We start from the raw sequence: 19,929 nt of genomic DNA on the forward strand, positions 1-19,929 counted from the left end.
CATATACTTTGTAAAAGGATAAGTGGCTGATAAGTGACTATTTATATGATTAATGATTATAGGGGCTTATCTTGATCCAACCGTCATTTGCGGTTATAGCATTCATGCTTGATAAAATAACCTTTTCAGGTCCGGGTTTCCAGTTTTTTTCAGCAATGCCGCGGCCAGACAGGGCCCGGTTGGCTGCAGTGGAATGGTTTGCAGGATTTTTCAAAGCCGTTAGATTGCACCAAAAAGGCGCTGTTCCCGCCATTCAGCCCTGTTGTTCCGGGCTGCCCGGGTTTTTTCAGAGTCCGGCAGGAAGGCAAAAAAATTTTTTGCGGTGACGTTACTATGCCGTTACATTGTACGTTACAAAAATCATCCTGCAGGGCGCCATGAGCCTTTTCAGGGGGATGGCAGGCGGCCAAAACGGCCAAATCCCTGTTTTGACGGCCGGGGCCGTATTGGCTGGCATGGTTATTGATTCTGTCAATTCAAATACAAGTGCTGCGCCTGCGGCATTAACAATGATCACAACAGCAAATGGATCAGCACAGGCGGATCCATGATTTTTGAAAGGAGGTGGTGACAGCAGGCCGGCCGAAAAGCCGGCATCGTGACGGCAAAAAATGGGATAAAACGATTTTTTTTCATCAAAGGAGGAACACAAGATGCGCAAGTCAACATTGTTTTTTAAATTCACCGGTATTTTACTTGCGGCCCTGCTGATGGCCGGCACATCCATGGCACAGGAAGACACGCCTGATTTTGCCAACGATCCGCTGGCCGGGCCGGCCGGCACCGGCACCATTGCCCTGGAGACCCCGGGCAATATTATGATGAGCTTCGGCGCCCGGGCGCGGATTATCCCTACGAGTGAAAATGAGTGGGATTTTGGGTTTTCCGATGATTTAACCATGCCTTTGCTTGACGGCAACCTGGATAAGAATTTTTTCAAGGTCCATGTCAATGAATCCGGCTGGGTGAATGAAGACTATATCCGCACTGAAACCCAGATCTATTTCAATGCCATGCCCAGGGACCGGAAATGGAGTTTTCATGCGGCCCTGGAGTTTGACCGGCCCGTGGATACAACGGTGGTGGATGACCGGGGCGGAACAGACAGCAACAGCGATTTCGGCCTGGAGCGCTTAACCGGTTCCTATGCGATCAATCCCAATCTTCGGTTTAACGCGGGCTGGGATGTCTGGGTCATGCCGGATCCGGCCGGTCTGACCTATGGTGACGATGCCCCGGGTTTCTGGCTGGACGGGGATTACGGTAGCTTTGATTTCAGCCTCGGGTATTTCAAGATGTCGGAAAACAACTGGGGTACCAGTTTTGATTCTGACTGGCTTACAGACGAGGACAACGCGGACCGGGATTTGTATGCCGGTTATCTCAATTATCACGTGTCTGAAACCAACAGAATCAGCGGTCTTTATATGTATGACCGCGTTCGAAACGTGGCTACGGGCAGTTTGTTGGATGCCATCTTGGGCACTACCGGCGATAAGCCTAAGACAGATTCTCATTATCTGGGCCTGATTTATGAAGGCGGCACAGGCTTGGTGAATTATTTCGTAGAGGGGATTTATCAGTTCGGCCAGGCGGATGACACCGGATTGGCCGAAGAAGACTTTGACATCAACGCCTTTGCATTTGCCGGGGACCTGGAGCTTGATTTGAGTGATTCCGTGGGTTACGGGTTTAAACCGCATCTCGGGTTCATTTATACTTCCGGTGACGATGATCCCGAAGATGACAACCTGGAAGGTTACACCGGCTCGCTGACTTTCCAGCGCTGGACCACCTTTGGAGGGGAAAACACCATTATGGCCGACGGCAACACCATGATGGGTACGGTGCTCTACAGTTACCTGCCAGGATTTTATGGAAACGGCACCCCGGTGGTTGCGGGCGGTCTGCCCAATACCAATGCCCTGGGAACCGCACGTGCAGACAACCCCGGCCTGACCATGAGCAGCGTTGGATTCAGTTTGGCGCCCAAGAAATATCTGATGTTTAAATCCAATATCAATTCCTTCTGGTGGAACGAGGATTTTTCTGTCAGAAGTTTTGTTGACGGTGCGACGCCCACCAAGATCGATTCCGGCTATGTGGGCACGGAATGGGACAACGAGCTTCTCCTGGCCCTGAGCAAGAATACATTTGTCAAGGGACAGGCTGCAGTGCTGTTCCCCGGTGAGGTGATGGATGATGTCACCGCAGCCCGGTCTGCAACCGCAGCCGGTCCCGGCGAGGAAAGCGATGATGTGGCCTATCGTCTGGGCGCGGAATTTATCTGGCAGTTCTGACGTATAACTGATATTATCTGTGGTAAATATCAACGGTTCCGGCAATGGCGGGCAAAATCCGCCATTGCCGGATTTTTGGTTCAAACCGGCAGTTGCTTCAGGGGGTGTGATGCGAGAACAAAAAAACCGATACGCAAAACTCATGGTATGCGTGCTAAGCTTGGTGTTGTTATACGGATGTGCGGCTGGCGGCCGGCCCGATATTGTCTCTGAGGACAAAAAAGAGGGTGAAGCCTATTCCAATGCTGATGTGCGCAGGATGACCATCGAGCATCCGGGCACCCTGTCCGGAGACTATTTTCTGAAACGCGCCTATCCGGAAAAGCCGGCCGGAGATGACAGGCCGGCTCTCACGTGGGCCCGCGGGGATTCACAGGACCGGCAGCAGCCGGCCCAAGCCGCTTCTGCCAAACCAGCCGGCACCCGGCAAAGTGTTTCCACGGGGATTTACAAAATCGGGCTCATGGCCGGAGCCGATGCCAAAGACGATTTCACTCCCAGGCGGCTGCATCACGCAGCTGCGGGCCTGACCCTGGAGCAGAGCCGGGTGATCGGCCCGGAGCAGATCGCTGATGTGGCTTCTTCCGCAAACTGCCCAAACCGCGATATGCTTTCATGCGTGGGTCAGCAGGCAGCCCTTTATCCAGGTGTGCACATGCTGGTGGCGGTCGATTCCCTGTCCCTGCCTGAAAATTTCCCCGGCCGGGCGGCCATGCGGGTGCGGGTGATGGACACGGGCCTGGACTATGTTCATGCGCCCCTGGAAATGACCCGGACTTTGGAGGCCCGGGATCAGGCCGAAGAATTCGTGCAGCAGGCCCTGCAGCGCGCATTTGATTTTGCCGAGCAAAAGGCCGATGTCATGCCTGTCCACTGCCGGGTGTTTTCCGTCAAGCAGGACCGCATCTACATCAGCGCCGGGGCGGCCAGCCGGGTCAAACCGGGGGATGAATTTTCCGTGGTCTCCTCGGGCCAGGTGGTGGACACACCTGCGGGCCTTCCCGTGGCCTGGGTGCCGGATGCGCCCAAAGCCCGGCTCCGGGTCGAAAAAATGGTGCGCGATGATGTGGCGTCCTGTTCTCTGGCTGACGGGCAGACCCCGCAGCCCGGTGACTACGTCCTGATGTCCCCGGTCAAATAACCTTTGTCCAACCGGAAAAGGTTGAAAACCGGAAAAACCGATTGACAGGGAATTTGTTTTCCGATAGATGAACAGTGATCACTAAAATGAGTTTGGTTTGATTTTTCAAATCCGGTAAAAACAAGGAGGGGGCGTATGCAGGAAATGAACATCGGTGCTTTTCTGACCAAAAGAGCCAGTCTTTCCCCGAAAAAGGAAGCCCTTGTCCTGGGTGATGTTCGTCTGACCTGGGATGCGTTAAACAAGCGGAGCAATCAGCTCGCTGCCGCCATGGCCGGCCTTGGCGTGGGGCCGGGCGACCGGGTGGCCCTGCTGGCCTTAAACGAGGTGGAATTTTTTGACATGTATTTCGGCCTGGGCAAGACCGGGGCCATTCTGGTGCCCATCAACCACCGGCTGGCCGGCCCGGAAATCGAATACATCGTGGATGACTGTCAGGCAAAAGTGCTGGTGTTCGGGGCGGAATTCGCCCCTGTGATCGACGCCATCCGGGAACGCATTTCCTGTTCCCATATTGTGGCGCTATCCGATGATCCGCCGGCTTATGCCCATTCTTATAAAGCCCTGACCCACGGGGCCCCGGATGCTGAACCCGAGATCACCGCAGGCGGCGCAGACACCCTGACCATTCTGTACACCTCCGGCACCACAGGCCGGCCCAAGGGCGCGGAGCTGACCCATGACGGGTATTTCGGCACCTCCGTGACCCTGCGGGCTGCCCTTTTTCCACAACCAGATCCGGGTTGTGGACATGGACGGAAACGACGTTGGCGCAGACGAGCTCGGAGAGGTGCTTATCGGCGGCACCAACCTCATGAAGGGGTACTGGAACAAGCCCGAGGCCACGGCCGAAACCATCAAGGACGGATGGCTGTATTCCGGGGACATGGCCAAGATGGACAAAGACGGGTTTCTCTATATCATGGACCGCAAAAAGGACATGATCATCTCGGGCGGGGAAAACATCTACCCGGCCGAGATCGAGGATCTGCTCATGGGCCATCCCAAGATCGCAGACGTTGGTGTGATCGGCAGTCCGGATGAAAAATGGGGCGAGTCCATCAAGGCCATTGTGGTGGCCCGCCAGGGCGAATCCATAGACGAGGCGGAAGTGATCCAGTGGTGCCAGGGCCGGATTGCAAAATTCAAGATCCCCAAAAAGGTCGTCATCACAGAGGAAATCCCCCGGACCCCCACGGGCAAGATTTTAAAGCGGGTCCTGCGGGATCAGTTCAACCAGTAGCAAGCGAAGCGCTGTTTTCAGGCCGGATTGTCAGGCCCGCGCCGGGATGCCCGGCCGGGCTTTATCCGGGCTTTTCCGGAAATTGGTTACCCCCGGAGATTGTTCCACAGGTTGACCATAAAATCCTGCACATTGGTTAAAATGGCCACGGCCTGGGCCGATCCGCGATTGGCCAGCTTGTCTGCGCTAAATTCTGTCATGTCCACGATATACAAATAAACCGGCCGGATTTCGCCCTCGGGCGTCACGTGGTAGCTGGGAATCATGTTGCCGAAGGCAATGGAGTGCAATTGCGTGGCCATGGCAATTACCGTGGTGGATCTGCGGGCGTGGGTGCGCATGGCATCCTGGGCCTGGTAGACATCTGCAATCACTTCCGGCAGGGGGCCGTCATCGCGTATGGAGCCGGCCAGCACGTAAGGCACCCGGTGTTTTTCACAGGCATAAATGATGCCGTCTGTGAGGTTTAATTCCTGTATGGTCTTTGCAATGGAGCCGCGCCGGCGCACCTCGTTTAAAAGGTCCAGGTGGTTGTAATGCCCCATGGGCTGCAGATATTGGGAGTAAATGTCCTGGCCCAGGGCTGTTTTAAAGTAAGCCGCTTCCAGGTCATGGGTGGCCAGGGCGTTTCCGGCCAGAAGTACATGGCAGTATCCGCTTTCCACCATTCCCTGCATGGCCTCGCGGCTGTCTTTGTCAAAAGCCACTGCCGGGCCCAGAACCCAGGTGATATAGCCGTGGTCCCGGTCATGCTGCAGGATTTTGTATAATTCATCATAGGATCGGGAAAAAGGCGTTTCCCGGGTCCCCCGGGTGCGGAAGGCAAACTTGTCGGCTCTTTTTGCCGCTGGCGGATCAAAGCCCCGGGTATAAACATAGATGCCTTCCTCCCCGTTTTCCGTCCGTCCCATGGCCACCATGTCGTCTTTTTTGACATTTCGCGGCTCCAGAACATCAAGTGTGCCGTGCCGCAGGACCAAAACAGCGTCCATTCGGCTTTCCGGGGCCAAAAGCCAGGAGCCGCTGCCCATGTGCACATATTCGGGATAATTGGAGGTTCCGTGGAAATTTGCCGGCACAATCCCGTCTGCAGGGGCGGGTTCGAACCTGGCCGGCGGGGCATGTTTGAACTCCGGCTGAGAAAAGTCCGGCGGGGTGTAGCCGGGCAGCATCCATTTCATGGCATTCTCCTGAAGACAGGGAAAAGATATGAGCGCAGAATGGAGATAACGCAGGTCAATGTCTTGCGTTGTTTCCGCATCTGCTTACTTTAATAACAATAAGAGAGATTCGGTCTGCCGGCAAATTTTAGCCAGACGTTTCCAGCCCTCCGGTTTTTGAGAAACAAGGCCAGACAACCCCTTTTAAGGAATCATGATTGATGAAAACCATTACATCCTTTCCCCATGCTGTCCGGGAAATGGAGCACGTGTGGATTGCCCTGTCCGACGGTGTTCGTCTGGCCGCCAAAATCTGGCTTCCGGAAGATGCCCAACAAAATCCGGTGCCGGCCATCCTGGAATATATCCCCTATCGCAAGCGCGATTTTGAAGCCGTGGGCGATGCGGTGACGCACGGATATTTTGCCGGGCACGGATATGCCTGTGTACGGGTGGATCTGCGCGGTGCCGGCGAGTCCGGGGGTGTGCTCTGCGACGAGTACCTGGCCCTGGAACAGGCAGACGGCCTGGAAGTGCTGCGCTGGATTGCCGGACAGCCCTGGTGTGACGGCAATGTCGGCATGATGGGCATTTCCTGGGGAGGGTTTAACGGGCTTCAGATTGCGGCCTTACAGCCCCCCGAGCTCAAGGCGGTGATCACGGTCTGCTCCACGGATGACCGGTATGCCGATGATGTCCATTACATGGGCGGATGCCTGCTGGGCGACAACCTGTCCTGGGCATCCACCATGTTTGCCTACAACGCCTGCCCTCCGGATCCGGTTTTGGTGGGGGATCGCTGGAAAGAGATGTGGATGGAGCGGCTTGACAAAAGCGGTCTTTGGCTGGCTCAATGGCTGGCGCACCAGCGGCGGGATGCCTATTGGCAGCACGGGTCGGTGTGTGAAAATTTTGACGCCATCCAGTGCCCGGTCATGGCGGTCAGCGGCTGGGCCGACGGATACAGCAACGCCGTGTTCCGGCTCCTGGCCGGGCTTAAAGTCCCCCGCAAGGGGCTGGTGGGGCCATGGAGTCATAAATATCCCCATTTCGGAGTGCCCGGGCCGGCCATTGGATTTCTCCAGGAAGCCCTGCTGTGGTGGGATACCTGGCTGAAAGGCAAAAATACCGGGATCATGGAAGAGCCCATGCTCCGGGTCTGGATGCAGGACAGTGTGGCGCCGTCGGCTCGCTACAAGCAGCGGCCCGGCCGCTGGGTGGCAGAGGAGCACTGGCCTTCACAGCACATCTGCACAGATCGGTATTATCTGGACCCGGCCCGTCTGCTTCTGGCTGAAGCACCGGCTGCAGCCGATCATCTAAGCATTCAGTCCCCCCTGAGTGTGGGGCTCTATGCCGGCAAATGGTGCTCTTATGCCGCACCCCCGGACCTTCCCCACGACCAGCGCGAAGAAGACGGGGGGTGTCTGGTTTTTGAAACCCCGCCCCTTGAACAGTCCCTGGAAATACTGGGCGCCCCGGGGCTTTGCCTGGAGCTGTCCTCAAACCGTCCCGTGGCCATGATTGCCGCCCGCCTGTCTGATGTAGCCCCGGATGACAAGGCAACCCGCATTTCCTACGGAGTGCTCAATCTTTGCCATCGAAACGGCCACCACGATCCCGAGTACCTGGAACCGGGCCGGACATACAGGGTGGAATTCCGGCTAAACCATATTGCCCAGCATTTTCCCGTTGGCAACCGCCTGCGTCTTTCCATTTCCACTTCTTACTGGCCCCTGGCCTGGCCTGCGCCAGAGCCGGTGCGGCTGACCCTGGTCACCGGCGCCAGCTGCATGGATCTTCCCAAACGCCGGCCCCGCAGAATTGATGACCGCCTGCGTCCCTTTGACCAGCCAGAGGGGGGGCTTGCGCCGGCAGTGACGTACCTGCAGCCCAAGAATCTGAAATGGCGGGTTATCCGTGATCTTGGAGAAAACCTGTCCACCCTGGAAGTGATCAAGGATGAGGGGGTTTTCCGGTTTGATGCCATTGACTGGACCGTGGGCAGCAAGACAATGGAGTGGTATAGTTTTCAGGATGATGATTTTTCCTCTGTGCGGGGTGAAACCCTGTGGCAGCGAAGTTTTCAGCGGGGATCCTGGTCTGTCAGAACCGTTTGCCGCACCGTGCTCACCTCCTCTGTGAGCCATTTTCTTCTGTATGCGGAACTCGATGGCTTTCAGGGAGATCAGCGTGTTTTTTCGCGCAACTGGAAATATGAAATCCCCAGGGACCATGTCTAACATCCCCGGCAGGGTCCAAAAATCATGAAAACAGGAGCGCGTCCATGAACCGGCCATACACCCTGCTCATCCATGGCGGCTGTGAGGGCATCACCAAAGACCATTACAGCCCGCAATCCCAAAAAGAGCACCTGGAGGCCCTTGGCACCAGTCTTGCCGCAGGCCGAAGGGTTCTCGACAACCGGGGTCATGCTGTGGATGCGGTGCTTGCCGCAGTCCGGGTCCTGGAAGACTGCCCCTTGTTCAATGCCGGCCGCGGGTCTGTGTTTACCCGTGCAGGCAGCATTGAAATGGACGCATCCGTTATGAACGGGGAAAACCTTGGGGCCGGTGCTGTGGCCGGTATCACGTGCATCAAAAATCCGGTGATAGCCGCCGGCGCAGTGCTGAAAAAATCCGCGCATGTGCTGCTCATGGGTACAGGGGCGGAGGAATTTTGTAAAAAACAGGGACTGGAAAAGGTCGATCCCCAATACTTTCATACTGATAAACGCAGAAAAGAACACCTTGCAGACAAAGCGCCGGAAGGGGAGAAATACGGCACCGTGGGCGCGGTCTGCATGGATGGACAGGGCAACCTGGCGGCTGCCGCATCCACCGGCGGAATTACAAACAAGCAATACGGCCGGGTGGGGGACTCGCCCATTATCGGGGCGGGGGTTTACGCGGACAACAGCACCTGTGCGGTGAGCTGTACCGGGGAGGGCGAGCTTTTTCTGCGCCGGGTGGCGGCACACCGGGTTTCGGCCCTGATGGCATTTCAGCATCTTGCCCTGGCAGAGGCTGTTGCAGAAGTGCTGGAAAGCATCCGGGACCTGGGCGGCAAAGGCGGCATGATTGCCGTGGACAAGACCGGGCAGGTCTGTCTGGCCTTTACCACCCGGGGGATGTTCCGGGGCCTGGTCCGGGAGCACCAGCCCGCCCGGGTGGCCATGTTCGGCCCTCCGGGCACCTGGGCGTAAGAAATATGGGATATCAGGGTTTGATGATGTCCTGAACCCCGCCGCTCATGGGCTCCTGCTTTTTGACCGGCAGCTCGATGGGCGAGCTCAATACCTGGATGGCCACCTGCGGACTGGCTTCCGGCAGGGTTTGCCGGGGGGCTTCCGGCGAGAGCACGGGGATGGTCAGGTCCTGGTATTCGAACTTGAGCATTTCCCTGCAAAGGCTGAATTTTTCCAGAAGTTCTTTCTGGGAATCCGCACCCAGGTAAACAAATGCGGTGGCGTAGCTGTAGCTGTCCTGCTCCGGGATGTCTGAGAGCTTCATGCCGACCTTTCCCTGGATGTCCACCAGCATTCCCGGGATTTTTTCGCTGATTTTCAGGATATCTTCCCCGGTGGGAATGTTGGTGATGCGCTTGTCCTGATATTGCCTTAAAAAAAACTTTCCGGCCACGCGGAATTTGCCCTGCCGTTTGGGAAAGCAGGGATCGCGGTTTAGGGCAATATCGAGCATGATCTGATGATTGGAAGCCCCGTCGACTTTCATGAAAAGATCGCTGTGGGACTGGGGGATGCGGGTGTTGATTTCCAGAAACCAGATTTTATCCCTTTTTTCATCCCAGAAAAACTCAAGATTGAATGCAGAATGATCAAACCCGATATGCAGCATGATTTTTTCGCTGATTTCAGACATTTGCCTTCGAACATCAGCGGGGAGCCGGGAGGGATACTGATAGCGGGAGAAAGTGGTGCGGTTGTGCTCCCGGATGGAATCAATAACGCCGTAGGTATGCACCTGGTTGTTGCGCACGTAGCCTTCAAGGGTGCATTGACGGCCGGATATGATCTGTTCGGCCACGCAAAATGAGCTGTTGATCCGGGCGATGCTTTCAGGCAATTCCACCATGTCGAGCAGGTAGTCAAAGGGTTTGAACAGCCCGATCTTCTCCCGGATGATTCGGACAGCCCGGTCAAAGGCCTTTTTGTTGTTGATCCGGAAACCCAGCTGTGAGGCGGTGGACTTGACCGGTTTGATCCAGAAGGGAAAATCCAGGGGGATTTTGGCCAGGGCCTGATCATCAAACGGATCAAATGTGTCAAACCGGGGAACATGTTCGGCGATCACCTGTTTCTGCTCCAGCCGGCTCCAGTACTTGTGTTCGCATTTCAGCACGCTTTGCAGGCTCGGACCGGGAACCCCGAACTTTTCGCAGAGTATGGGCGTCATGGTGCTGACCGGAAAATCCGTGTACCCGACAATGGCATCAATGGGGCCGTCAAACCGCTGCAGTTCATTTTCGGCCAGCTCCAGCATGTCTTTTAAACGGTAACGGCCGCTGTCGATCAGGGAATGAATGTCGAGCAGCCCGATGAAATTGCATTGCCCGGCGTTTTCCAGGGATTGGAGCATCTGAAGATTGAAATCATCCAGGCCGATGACAAAGATGTTTTTTTTCATTTTCTTCCTCAATCAAAAGTTTCAGGGGCGCTGCACCGACCCGGTCAGTCGGTCCGGAACGGAACCAGTTTCCGCTCGGAGAGATAAAAGACATCACCGGGGACCAGGACATGCACGCTGAGGTTTTCGATGGAAATCAGTTCGCCGTCTGTGATGGAAGCCATGTTGGTGTGCCGTATGCCGGAGCCGTCAACCACGATAATCAGCCCGGAGCCGACGGTTTCCTGGATGTTTCCCTCCCTTATAAGCAGGCCGGTGTCCTCTCCAAGCCCGATGCCCAGGGCGGCCGGGTTGCTGACAACGGCCTGGAACAGGCGGCCGATGCGTCCGCGTTTGACAAAATGCGTATCAATAATGATATTTTGAATAAACCCGAAACCATGGCTCAGTTTGACCTCTCCTTTTTGCAGGGCTTCATGGCTGTGTCCCTCATAGATCATGGTATCGGACATGACCATGGCGCCGGCACTGGTTCCGGCGATGACAACAGGCTCATGGGCATAGCGGTGATAAAGAATCTCCAGAACTTCCGTGCCTCCGAAAATCGTGGTCAGCCGCAGCTGGTTGCCGCCGGTAAACATGAAACCCTCGGCTTTTTTGACCCGGTCAATGAAATCCTTGCTCCGGGCATCCTCCCGCTTTCTGATGTCAAGGACCCCTACATTTTTATAACCCAGGTCCCGGAAGGTTTGGGCATAGCTTTCACTGGCTTTTTCCGGTATCACCGAAGCGGTGGGGATGATTTCAATCCGGTGGGTGTCGCCCTTCAGGGCCTCACAAAACCGGGTTACAATGGCGGATTCAATATCTGGAAGTTTTCCGTTGGCTGTATCTGTTTTGGTGGCATCGTCTGATCCGTTTGTTCCGTTGAGTTCAGAGGGCAGGTACAAATCACCCCCGATGATGATCAGAACGCCTTTTATTTTTTGCATGAGCGGGTTTTATCTCCTGTTTTAGGCCGGAATGCGGTGGCAGGCAAGTATTGTCATCTGTAACAATCGAAATTTCATTTATTTTTATTTATTCTTATAATAATCTTTCCGGTGGTGCAAAGCAAGCAGCGAATTGCACCGGAGGGGTGTTATTTTCCAAATTTTCCGGAGTGTTTATTTTTATAAAAAACAGTGCCAACGGATTAAAGGAAAACCTACTTTTATGAAAATTTTAGAAACACGAGTCCTCAGGGGGCCCAATTACTGGTCCAACAGGCGGCACCATCTGATTGTCATGCGCATTGACCTTGAGGAAATGGAGTATCAGCCCTCCAATACCATCCCCGGATTCCCGCAGCGGCTGGAAAAACTCATTCCCTCCCTGTATGAACACAGATGCTCCAGGGGATATGAAGGCGGATTTCTGGAGAGACTGGCAGCGGGCACCTGGATGGGGCATGTCATGGAGCATGTGGCCCTGGAAATACAGGTTATGGCCGGCATGGCCTGCGGGTTCGGCCGCACCCAGACAGAAGATCAGGAAGGCATTTACAATGTGGTGTTTGCCTATGAGCAGGAGAGGGCGGGTTTGTATGCCGCCCGGGCTGCCTTTGACATTGTCCGGGCGATGATCGCCGGTGAATCATATGATATTGACAAAGATATTAAGCAATTAAGGCAGATCCGGGAAGAAGAGCGCTTTGGCCCGAGCACCGCCTCGATCATCGATGCGGCCGAAAGGCGAAATATTCCGGTCCTGCGGTTAAATAATTATTCCCTGGTGCAGCTTGGCTGGGGGGTGTATCAGCAAAGAATTCAGGCCACGGTGACAGGGCAGACCAGCAGTATTGGTCTGGAGATTGCCTTTGACAAGGAAGAAACAAAAAATATGCTCCACAGCAATGCATGCCCGGTGCCCAGGGGGTATGTGGTGCAATCCCGTGCGGAAATGCAGGAAGCCGTGTCGGCCATCGGATTTCCCGTGGTGATCAAGCCGGTGGACAGCCATCACGGCAAGGGGGCCACCATTAACATTTCCAAAGCCGATGATGCTGAAATCGCCTTTGAAGCGGCCGGAAATCATTCAGACCGTGTCATTGTTGAAAAATACATCCATGGCAACGATTACCGGCTGCTGGTGATCAATCACGAGGTGGTTGCCGCAGCCCGGCGGATACCGGCCCATGTGGTCGGCAATGGCCGTCATACCATTGGGGAATTGATCGAAACGGTCAACCAGGATCCGCGGCGTGGATTCGGACATGAAAAAATGCTGACCGAGATCACCGTGGATGAAATGACCCAGCGGCTTCTGGAGCAGGCCGGCATGACCCTGGAAACCGTGCTGCCGCAAGGGGAGGTGTTTTATCTCAAAACAACAGCCAACCTCTCCACGGGCGGGGTGTCTGAGGATGTCACGGATACGGTGCATTCCTATAATGTGTTTATGGCCGAACGGGTTTCCAGGATTATCGGCCTGGATATTTGCGGCATTGATATCATTGCCCCGGGGCTTTCCGAGCCCATCAGTGAAAACAAGGGGGCCATCATTGAGGTCAATGGTGCCCCGGGTTTTCGCATGCACCTGTCACCCACCCGGGGAACGCCGAGAAACGTGGCCGAGCCGGTGATAGACATGCTCTTTCCCCGGACCCAGCCGTCCCGGATTCCCATTGTTTCCGTGACCGGTACCAACGGAAAGACAACCACGGTGCGCCTGATTGCCCATATCATGCAGATGAACGGCCGGAAGGCGGGCTGCACCACCACTGACGGCATCTATATTCAGAATCGGTTATTGTATAAAGGCGACTGTTCCGGACCGGAAAGCGCGCGGTTTGTCCTGCGGGATCCCACTGTGGATTATGCGGTTTTTGAGACCGCCAGGGGCGGGATTCTGCGCTCCGGACTCGGCTATGATTCGGGAAATGTCGGTGTAGTCACCAATGTTGCCTCGGATCATCTGGGAATCAGCGGAATCCACTCCCTGGAACAATTGACCCGCCTGAAGTCCATTGTTGTGGAAAATATACATCCGGATGGGTTTGCTGTTTTAAACGCGGATGACGATTACGTGTTTTCCATGCTGGAAAATATTTCCTGCAATGCGGCCCTTTTCAGCATGAATGCCGAAAATCCCCGCATACACACGCATTGCGCCGCAGGCGGGCTTGCCGCCGTGTATGCGGACGGAATCATTTTTCTGCGCAAGGGGGACTGGGAAATTCCCGTGGACAAGGCAATCAATATCCCGCTGACCTATTCGGGCAAAGCTGTATTCCAGGTCCAGAATCTTTTGGCGGCATGCCTTACCGCCTATATTGAAGGCGTCAAGATTGAGGATCTGCAGATCGGTTTGCAGACGTTTTTTCCGTCACCGGCGCAGCTGCCCGGGCGGATGAACATTTTTGAGCTCGACCGGTTTAGGGTGCTGATTGATTATGCCCATAATCCCGCCAGTATGGAAGCCATCGGCCGGTTTGTCCGGGCAATGGGTGCCTGCCGGAGTGTGGGGATCATTGCCGGCACCGGCGACAGGCGTGACGAGGATTTGCGGGAATACGGCAGGACTGCGGCCCGGTACTTTGATCAGGTCATTGTCTGGGAAGATCAGGACTATGCCCGGGGCCGTGACAGCCGTGAAATCATGGACCTGGTGCTTGAAGGGGCCCGGAGCAGCTCCGGAAACATGGAGGTCCGGGTTATTCTCAGCGAAGACGATGCAGTGGATCATGCACTTTCCGGTGCAGCAGCCGGGTCGATCATATGCATTTTTACCGGGCGGATCGAGGTCATGACAGAAAGGATCAAGGCATTAAAGGAACAGGAAGTGGAGCGGAACAAACATGTTTCTGGTTGACATGCACGTACACACCACCCTTGGCGGTGATTCCCTGATCCGGCCCGAAGAGGTGGCTGATTGCGCCCGGCGGGCCGGAATGGATGCGGTGTGTATCACAGAGCATCATTCCTATGATCTGAGCCACCCCTTTGCGGAGATTTCCCGGCAGACGGGTTTTCCGGTTTTCCGGGGCCTGGAATACCGGGCCGCAGAGGGCCATCTGCTGATCTACGGGGTGCCGGCGTCAAGAAGCGATCTGCCTCCGGGCCTGCCCATGCAAAATGCCATTGACTGGGTCTGCGCCCGGGGCGGGGCGGCTGTTGCGGCCCATCCCTTTCAGAAAACCATGGCGGGCACCGCTCTTGGCAATCGGTTATTGGAATTGAAAAACCTGGCTGGTGTTGAAACTTTCAATGCCAGCCTCACAGACAGGGAAAACCGTCTGGCCGCGGATGCGGCCCGGGAAATGGGGTTGTGCGGCATTGGCGGCTCTGACGCCCACGGCCCGCATGTGCTGGGCCGGGCCTGTACCGGGTTTGACCGGCGGCTGCAGACCATTTCGGAACTGGTTGCAGCCCTGAAAAACGGCAAATGCCGGCCCCGAAACAATGCTGAACACGGGGCCGGCAATCAAAGCTGTTGCGCCGGATAACGATTGTATTTTACACCCCGCTGCCATCCGGATTTCGGAGAGCAGCGGGGTGGTTTTTTTAGTACCGGTAGTGATCCGGTTTATACGGGCCTTCCTTGGGTACGCCCAGGTATTCGGCCTGCTCGTCGGTCAGGCTGGTGAGCTTGATGGCCAGCCGGGACAGATGCAGGCGCGCCACTTCCTCGTCCAGGTCCTTGGGCAGGGTGTAGACCTGCTTTTCCAGGTCTTCTGCGGCCAGTTTGAGCTGTGCCAGGGTCTGGTTGGTGAAGCTGTTGCTCATCACAAAGCTGGGGTGCCCTGTGGCGCATCCCAGGTTCACCAGCCGGCCTTCGGCCAGCAGGATGATGGAGCGGCCCGAGTTTAGGTGCCACTGGTCCACCTGGGGCTTGATGTTGGTTTTCTCACAGTTTTTCTCCAGGTAGCTCACCTCGATTTCATGGTCAAAATGACCGATGTTGCAGACAATGGCCTCGTTTTTCATTTGTTCCATGTGCTGGCCGGTAATCACGTCGCAGCAGCCCGAGGCGGTCACAAAGATGTCGCCCAGGGGGGCCATGTCTTCCATGGTGGATACCTCGTAGCCTTCCATGGCTGCCTGAAGGGCGCAGATGGGATCGATTTCCGTGACCACCACCCGGGCGCCGAAGCCGCGCATGGACTGGGCGCATCCCTTGCCCACATCACCGTATCCGGCGATGACCACCAGTTTGCCGGCCACCATGGTGTCAGTGGCGCGCTTGATGCCGTCGGCCAGGGAATCCCGGCAGCCGTAGATGTTGTCGAACTTGGACTTGGTTACCGAGTCGTTGACATTTACGGCCGGAAACAGCAGCTCGCCCTTTTTGGCCAGCTGGTAGAGCCGGTTGACACCCGTGGTGGTTTCCTCGGACACGCCCCGGATATTTTCGGCGACCTTGTGCCAGTGCTTGGGATCTCGCTCATAAGACGCCTTGATCCGGTTGATGATGCACTGGTATTCGTAGATGTCATATTCTTTTTCCAGCATCTCGGGATTGTCCTCGGCCTTGACGCCTTCGTGGATCATCAGGGTGGCATCGCCGCCGTCATCCACGATCAGGTCCGGGCCGGAGCCGTCAGGCCAGGTCAGGGCCTGCTCTGTGCACCACCAGTAGTCCTCCAGGGATTCGCCTTTCCAGGCAAACACCGCGGCCGATCCGGATTTGGCAATGGCTGCGGCCGCATGATCCTGGGTGGAGAAAATATTGCAGGAGGCCCAGCGGATGTCTGCGCCCAGCTTCTTTAAGGTCTCGATGAGCATGGCCGTCTGGATGGTCATGTGCAGGCTGCCGGTGATTTTAAAGCCCTTAAGCGGCTTGTCCGGGCCGTATTTTTCGCGCACGGCCATCAGGCCGGGCATTTCGTTTTCCGAAAGCTCCATTTCCTTGAATCCGTCGGGTGCCAGGGAAATATCGGCCACCTTGTGGGGCAGGGAAAGATCGCGTTCCGGGACAATGGCTTTTTTCTTTTCATCGTTTTGCATCAGCATGTGGGTTTTTCCTTTCATTGGTGTTATTTGTTCATTTTGTTATTTTTGGTTTTATACAAAGCGGTCATGCATTGTGCACAGCCTGAAAAATGTTGAGTGAAAGCCCTTTTGAAAGATTATGGGGCCGGACCTGCTGCAGGGCAAATCCGTTTTTTTCAAGCCATGTTTCAATGGACTCCCGGTCAAATCCCAGCCACTTGACCCCGTAGACGGTTTTGAGCGAATGCTGCTGGTGGCGCTCAAATTCGGCCAGGATCAGTTCGCCGCCCGGCCGCAGGATCCGGGCCACTTCGGAAAAGGCGGCGGCCGGGTCGGCCAGATACTGCAGCACCAGGGAAATAACCGCCAGATCGGCTTCATTGTCGCCCAGGGGCATATGCTCGATCTCCCCCAGCCGGATTTCCACGGTTTGCCCGTTTGCATCTGAAAACCGTTTTCTGGCCTCTTCGAGCATCCGCGGCGAGGAGTCCACCCCAATGACCCGGCCGGCATGGGCCTTCATGGCCTCGAGCAGCTCGCCGGTGCCGCAGCCCAGATCCACGCCGATTTCATGGGAGTTGGTATTTTCGAAAATAGCGCGGTTGATATCAAAGGTGCCCAGAATTTCACGTTTTAAAAGATCCCAGCTTCCGGCGATATGATCGAAAAACCGCAGGGTCCCGGCAGAGCGCGCTTCAATGATCTGTTCAGTGCGTTTTAAATCCGCCCGGAGTACAGGGTCTTGCTCAAACAGATAGCGCACGGCTTCGATAAAATCCCGGCCAGGCCCGGAATCGGTGATGGAATAAATGCCCCAGACACCTTCTTTCAGGCATTTTGCCATCCCGGCGTCCGCCAGGATTTTTAAGTGCCTTGAGATTCTCGACTGGCCCATTTCCAGTATGCTGACCAGTTCGCCCACCTTTAATTCGTGATGAAGCAAAATATTGATCAGTCGAATCCGGGTTTCGTCTGAAAGGGCTTTAAAGTATATTGTGTTATTCATATGTTTAAATCAATTTATCTTGATATTTAAATCAAATTATAATGAAATATTTATATCTGTCAAGAAAAAACTTTGGGTGGTTTTTGGGCCGGCGGCTAAAAAAGCTACGGGATTTTGCCGGCGGTTTTTGTGCGAGCGCTCCGGTGCATTGCACCCGGGGCGGGTTTGTGGTATATACTTTTTCTCTTGGTAAGAGTGGTCTATAAGGTTTAATGTTCTTTAACCGAAGATAAGAAACAGACCCATCAATCACATCAGCCGCCCCGGCCGCCCGGGATCGTCCGTTATTGCCTGCGCCGGGTCGGGGCTGGTTTTGTCCATTTGAGAAACATCAGGAGGAAGCAGCAAATGGTTGCCATTACAGAAGCCGTATCATTGGAAAAGGACGGGGAAATCGGGATGCTTTGGATCGACAATCCCCCGGTCAACGCCCTGGGCCATCCGGTGCGAAAAGGACTGGCAGACGGGATTGAGCAGGCGGAAAAAGACGATCAGATCAGGGCTGTGGTGGTGATCTGCAAGGGGCGCACGTTTTGCGCCGGCGCAGACATCCGCGAATTCGGCAAGCCGCCCAAGGCGCCCCATCTGCCGGATGTGTTAAACCGCTTTGACCAGTGCAAAAAACCCATCATTGCCGCCATTCACGGCACGGCTTTCGGCGGGGGGCTGGAAACCGCTTTAAGCTCCCATTTTCGGGTTGCCGTATCTTCGGCCCAGTTCGGCCTGCCCGAGGTCAAGCTCGGCCTGCTTCCCGGTGCCGGCGGCACCCAGCGCCTGCCCCGGCTCATCGGAGCGGAAAAGGCGCTTGCCATGATTACCTCGGGCAATCCCATCGGCGCTGACAAAGCCCTTGAAGACGGACTGATCCACGAAATCATTGACGGTGATCTGGCCGAAGGCGCCGTGGGGTTTGCAAAACAGGTGCTTTCTGAAAACCGGCCCATGGTGCGGGTCCGGGACATGACCGAAAAGATTGCCCGGGCAGACTCCCAAATCTTTGATGATTTCCGCAAGCAGCTGGCCAGGCGGGCGCGGGGTTTTGAGGCCCCTCAGGCCTGCGTGGATACCGTGGAAGCCGCTGTTGCCAAATCCTTTGAAGACGGGCTGGCCTATGAGCGCCAGCGGTTTGAGCAACTGATGAGCGGCTCGCAGTCCGCGGCCCAGCGCTACTACTTTTTTGCCGAACGCCAGGTCTCCAAGATTCCGGATGTGCCAAAAGACACCGCCACCATGGATATCAAAAAGGTGGGCGTGATCGGCGCCGGCACCATGGGCGGCGGCATTGCCATGAATTTTGTCAATGCCGGCATTCCTGTCACCCTGGTGGAGGTCAAACAGGAGCTTCTGGACCGGGGCCTGGGCGTGATCCGGAAAAATTACGACATCAGCGCTTCCAAGGGAAAAATCGCCGCCGGAGATGTGGACAAACGCATGGGCCTGATATCCGGCACCACCAGCATGGAGGACCTGGCTGACGTGGATCTGGTCATTGAGGCGGTGTATGAAAACATGAACCTGAAAAAGGAAATATTTTCCAGGCTGGACAACATCTGCAAAGACGGCGCCATTCTGGCCACAAACACCTCGTATCTGGATGTCAATGAAATCGCCGCCCAGACCTCGCGGCCGGAATACGTGCTGGGCCTGCACTTTTTCAGCCCGGCCAACGTGATGCGCCTGCTTGAAATCGTGCGCGCGGAAAAAACGACCATACCGGTGCTGGCCACAGCAATGAAACTCGCCAAAAAGATCAAAAAGATCGCCGTGGTGGTGGGGGTTTGCTATGGATTTGCCGGCAACCGGATGTTTGCCCAGCGCAAGCGCGAATGCGAAAAACTCATCCTGGAAGGCGCGCTGCCCGCCCAGGTCGACCGCGTGATCTATGATTTCGGCTTTCCCATGGGTCCCTTTGCCCTGGCCGATCTTATCGGCATTGACCTGGGATGGGACAAGGACAATTCCAACAGCCGCACCATGCAGGAAGTGCTCTGCGAGCAGGGCCGGTTCGGCCAGAAAAACGGCAAAGGCTATTACAATTACGAGGAAGGCAGCCGGGCGCCTAAGCCGGCTCCGGAAATCGATGATCTCATTGTGGAATTTTCCCGAAAAAAGGGCTATATTCGCAGGGAGATCTCGGATGAGGAGATTTTGCAGCGCTGTATTTATCCCATTATCAACGAGGGCGCCAAAATCCTGGAGGAAAAAATCGCTGTGCGGCCGTCGGACCTGGACGTGATCTGGGTCAACGGCTATGGCTGGCCGGTCTACCGGGGCGGTCCCATGTTTTATGCCGACCTGGTGGGGCTGGATAAGATCCTGGACGCGTTAAAGAAGTTCCAGGCAGAGCATGGCGATGACTTCAAGCCCGCGCCCCTGCTGGAGCAGCTGGTCAGTGAGGGCAAAAACTTCAGCTCGCTAAACGCTTGATGAGCCTGTAAAAAGTCTTTTTTACAGGCAGTGTTAAGTTTTAAGTGATTAAGTGTTAAGTAAAATCAATAAGTTATTTGTTTATTGGTTGGCG

Annotated in this window: 15 protein-coding genes and 1 pseudogene; 9 read left to right on the forward strand and 7 right to left on the reverse strand. The window is 55.6% G+C overall.

Annotation, left to right across the window (positions count from 1 at the left end; all coding sequences use genetic code 11):
- Positions 1-49: 49 nt before the first annotated feature.
- On the reverse strand, positions 50-253 hold the full coding sequence (locus ACTCIA_RS13595; protein WP_463002352.1) for a hypothetical protein: 204 nt from the start codon (positions 251-253) through the stop codon (positions 50-52).
- A 78-nt stretch (positions 254-331) separates the two neighbouring features.
- A complete protein-coding gene (locus tag ACTCIA_RS13600) occupies positions 332-727 on the reverse strand; it encodes a hypothetical protein (RefSeq protein WP_463002353.1) in 396 nt (131 codons plus the stop codon).
- On the opposite strand from ACTCIA_RS13600, the gene ACTCIA_RS13605 reads away from it, so the two are divergent.
- The 4 genes and pseudogenes from ACTCIA_RS13605 to ACTCIA_RS13620 all read left to right on the forward strand — a co-directional run bounded on the left by ACTCIA_RS13605 (position 726) and on the right by ACTCIA_RS13620 (position 4,684).
- Positions 726-2,300, forward strand: a complete 1,575-nt coding sequence (locus ACTCIA_RS13605; RefSeq protein WP_463002354.1) for an alginate export family protein — start codon at positions 726-728, stop codon at positions 2,298-2,300. The genes ACTCIA_RS13600 and ACTCIA_RS13605 overlap by 2 nt on opposite strands.
- A gap of 109 nt (positions 2,301-2,409) precedes the next feature.
- A complete protein-coding gene (locus ACTCIA_RS13610) occupies positions 2,410-3,441 on the forward strand; it encodes a hypothetical protein (RefSeq protein WP_463002355.1) in 1,032 nt (343 codons plus the stop codon).
- Between the two features lie 144 nt (positions 3,442-3,585).
- Positions 3,586-4,074 (forward strand): annotated as a pseudogene (locus ACTCIA_RS13615) (AMP-binding protein); the annotation flags it as partial.
- An 82-nt stretch (positions 4,075-4,156) separates the two neighbouring features.
- Positions 4,157-4,684 (forward strand): class I adenylate-forming enzyme family protein, encoded by a 528-nt coding sequence (locus tag ACTCIA_RS13620; protein ID WP_463002365.1) that lies wholly within the window; start codon positions 4,157-4,159, stop codon positions 4,682-4,684.
- 86 nt (positions 4,685-4,770) lie between these two features.
- On the opposite strand, the gene ACTCIA_RS13625 is transcribed toward ACTCIA_RS13620, so the two are convergent.
- Positions 4,771-5,865, reverse strand: coding sequence for a putative NPN-dependent ornithine cyclodeaminase (locus tag ACTCIA_RS13625; protein ID WP_463002356.1), 1,095 nt, complete (start codon positions 5,863-5,865; stop codon positions 4,771-4,773).
- Between the two features lie 200 nt (positions 5,866-6,065).
- On the opposite strand from ACTCIA_RS13625, the gene ACTCIA_RS13630 reads away from it, so the two are divergent.
- Together ACTCIA_RS13630 and ACTCIA_RS13635 are read left to right on the forward strand one after the other, a co-directional pair.
- Positions 6,066-8,087, forward strand: coding sequence for a CocE/NonD family hydrolase (locus ACTCIA_RS13630; RefSeq protein ID WP_463002357.1), 2,022 nt, complete (start codon positions 6,066-6,068; stop codon positions 8,085-8,087).
- A 44-nt stretch (positions 8,088-8,131) separates the two neighbouring features.
- The gene (locus ACTCIA_RS13635; protein WP_463002358.1) at positions 8,132-9,049 is read left to right on the forward strand and encodes an isoaspartyl peptidase/L-asparaginase family protein; all 918 of its coding nucleotides are present in this window, start codon (positions 8,132-8,134) and stop codon (positions 9,047-9,049) included.
- A 13-nt stretch (positions 9,050-9,062) separates the two neighbouring features.
- Here ACTCIA_RS13635 and ACTCIA_RS13640 read toward each other — a convergent pair whose 3' ends face one another.
- Positions 9,063-10,490, reverse strand: coding sequence for an ATP-grasp domain-containing protein (locus ACTCIA_RS13640; protein WP_463002359.1), 1,428 nt, complete (start codon positions 10,488-10,490; stop codon positions 9,063-9,065).
- A 44-nt stretch (positions 10,491-10,534) separates the two neighbouring features.
- A complete protein-coding gene (locus tag ACTCIA_RS13645) occupies positions 10,535-11,422 on the reverse strand; it encodes a cyanophycinase (protein WP_463002360.1) in 888 nt (295 codons plus the stop codon).
- 223 nt (positions 11,423-11,645) lie between these two features.
- Here ACTCIA_RS13645 and cphA point away from each other — a divergent pair, with 223 nt between their 5' ends.
- Positions 11,646-14,282 carry a cyanophycin synthetase gene (gene cphA, locus ACTCIA_RS13650; RefSeq protein ID WP_463002361.1) on the forward strand — a complete coding sequence of 879 codons (2,637 nt, stop codon included), beginning with the start codon at positions 11,646-11,648 and terminating at the stop codon, positions 14,280-14,282.
- The gene (locus tag ACTCIA_RS13655; RefSeq protein WP_463002362.1) at positions 14,269-14,916 is read left to right on the forward strand and encodes a PHP-associated domain-containing protein; all 648 of its coding nucleotides are present in this window, start codon (positions 14,269-14,271) and stop codon (positions 14,914-14,916) included. Before cphA ends, ACTCIA_RS13655 begins: the two co-directional genes overlap by 14 nt.
- Before the next feature lie 58 nt (positions 14,917-14,974).
- Here ACTCIA_RS13655 and ahcY read toward each other — a convergent pair whose 3' ends face one another.
- Together ahcY and ACTCIA_RS13665 are read right to left on the reverse strand one after the other, a co-directional pair.
- A complete protein-coding gene (gene ahcY / locus ACTCIA_RS13660) occupies positions 14,975-16,417 on the reverse strand; it encodes an adenosylhomocysteinase (protein WP_463002366.1) in 1,443 nt (480 codons plus the stop codon).
- A 70-nt stretch (positions 16,418-16,487) separates the two neighbouring features.
- The gene (locus ACTCIA_RS13665) at positions 16,488-17,408 is read right to left on the reverse strand and encodes an ArsR/SmtB family transcription factor (RefSeq protein WP_463002363.1); all 921 of its coding nucleotides are present in this window, start codon (positions 17,406-17,408) and stop codon (positions 16,488-16,490) included.
- A gap of 348 nt (positions 17,409-17,756) precedes the next feature.
- On the opposite strand from ACTCIA_RS13665, the gene ACTCIA_RS13670 reads away from it, so the two are divergent.
- Complete coding sequence (locus tag ACTCIA_RS13670; RefSeq protein ID WP_463002364.1) at positions 17,757-19,835, forward strand: 3-hydroxyacyl-CoA dehydrogenase NAD-binding domain-containing protein; 2,079 nt, start codon at positions 17,757-17,759, stop codon at positions 19,833-19,835.
- Positions 19,836-19,929: the final 94 nt, after the last annotated feature.

Source organism: Desulfosalsimonas sp., assembly GCF_055149105.1.

Bases quoted from the DNA above. Each gene is read 5' to 3' on its own strand.
- ACTCIA_RS13645 (WP_463002360.1), bottom strand. From the start codon at position 11,422: ATGCAAAAAATAAAAGGCGTTCTGATCATCATCGGGGGTGATTTGTAC.
- cphA (WP_463002361.1), top strand. From the start codon at position 11,646: ATGAAAATTTTAGAAACACGAGTCCTCAGGGGGCCCAATTACTGGTCC.
- ACTCIA_RS13635 (WP_463002358.1), top strand. From the start codon at position 8,132: ATGAACCGGCCATACACCCTGCTCATCCATGGCGGCTGTGAGGGCATC.
- ahcY (WP_463002366.1), bottom strand. From the start codon at position 16,417: ATGCAAAACGATGAAAAGAAAAAAGCCATTGTCCCGGAACGCGATCTT.
- ACTCIA_RS13655 (WP_463002362.1), top strand. From the start codon at position 14,269: ATGTTTCTGGTTGACATGCACGTACACACCACCCTTGGCGGTGATTCC.
- ACTCIA_RS13670 (WP_463002364.1), top strand. From the start codon at position 17,757: ATGGTTGCCATTACAGAAGCCGTATCATTGGAAAAGGACGGGGAAATC.
- ACTCIA_RS13600 (WP_463002353.1), bottom strand. From the start codon at position 727: ATGGATGTGCCGGCCATCAGCAGGGCCGCAAGTAAAATACCGGTGAAT.
- ACTCIA_RS13665 (WP_463002363.1), bottom strand. From the start codon at position 17,408: ATGAATAACACAATATACTTTAAAGCCCTTTCAGACGAAACCCGGATT.
- ACTCIA_RS13630 (WP_463002357.1), top strand. From the start codon at position 6,066: ATGAAAACCATTACATCCTTTCCCCATGCTGTCCGGGAAATGGAGCAC.
- ACTCIA_RS13610 (WP_463002355.1), top strand. From the start codon at position 2,410: ATGCGAGAACAAAAAAACCGATACGCAAAACTCATGGTATGCGTGCTA.
- ACTCIA_RS13625 (WP_463002356.1), bottom strand. From the start codon at position 5,865: ATGAAATGGATGCTGCCCGGCTACACCCCGCCGGACTTTTCTCAGCCG.
- ACTCIA_RS13595 (WP_463002352.1), bottom strand. From the start codon at position 253: ATGGCGGGAACAGCGCCTTTTTGGTGCAATCTAACGGCTTTGAAAAAT.
- ACTCIA_RS13640 (WP_463002359.1), bottom strand. From the start codon at position 10,490: ATGAAAAAAAACATCTTTGTCATCGGCCTGGATGATTTCAATCTTCAG.
- ACTCIA_RS13605 (WP_463002354.1), top strand. From the start codon at position 726: ATGGCACAGGAAGACACGCCTGATTTTGCCAACGATCCGCTGGCCGGG.